The sequence below is a fragment of the Stenotrophomonas sp. PS02289 genome, from assembly GCF_029960115.1.
Classification (GTDB): domain Bacteria; phylum Pseudomonadota; class Gammaproteobacteria; order Xanthomonadales; family Xanthomonadaceae; genus Stenotrophomonas.
In genome coordinates, this window is the sequence record NZ_JASCOZ010000353.1 from 1 (window position 1) to 674 (window position 674).

At 63.9% G+C, this 674-nt stretch carries 1 protein-coding gene; it reads left to right on the plus strand.

Features of this window, described 5'->3' with window-relative positions:
* The first annotated feature begins 208 nt into the window (after positions 1–208).
* Positions 209–601: a DUF6165 family protein gene (locus tag QMX83_RS21580; protein WP_282298669.1), complete on the plus strand. Its 393-nt coding sequence runs from the start codon at positions 209–211 to the stop codon at positions 599–601.
* The last annotated feature ends 73 nt before the right edge of the window (positions 602–674 follow it).

The window sequence follows — 674 nt, forward strand, 5'->3', positions numbered from 1 at the left end:
CCCCACAAAACCCCCCCCCACGGGGGGGGTTTTTTTGGGGGGCGCCGCCCGGAGAGGGGGGGATTGCAACGGCGCTGCGCACCGTTGCCCCCGCATGCTTCCTCTCCCCGCCCCTGTCGGGGCAGCCCCTCAACAGAGGGGCTTGCTACTTCGCTTATGTTCCACGCGACGTCCGTTAAACTGGATGTCTCCTTTATTGGATGCCCCCATGACTGCAGAAATCCAGGTTCCCGTTTCCTTCGGCGAGTTGCTCGACAAGATCTCCATCCTGCAGATCAAGTCCGAGCGGATCAGCGACGAGGCCAAGCTGGCCAACATCCGCACCGAGCTGAGCGCGCTGGAGAAGACCTGGCTGGCGCACCCGGCTGGGGTCAAGGACATCGCCCGCCTGCGTGCCGACCTCAAGGCAGTCAACGAGCGTCTGTGGGACATCGAGGACAACATCCGCCTGCAGGACAAGGCGCAGGACTTCGGTCCCGCCTTCATCGAACTGGCCCGCAGCGTCTATCTGCAGAACGACGAGCGCGCCCGCATCAAGAAGGACATCAACCTGGCGCTGGGCTCGGTTTACGTGGAAGAAAAGTCATACAAGCACGTGTAACCGTGGTGGCGGCCCACCGCCCGCGCGACCCGGCGCCCCGTAACGGTGATAGGCGGCATACCGCGCAAACCCG

Coding starts and splice junctions, on each gene's coding strand:
- QMX83_RS21580 (WP_282298669.1), top strand. CDS start 209: ATGACTGCAGAAATCCAGGTTCCCGTTTCCTTCGGCGAGTTGCTCGAC.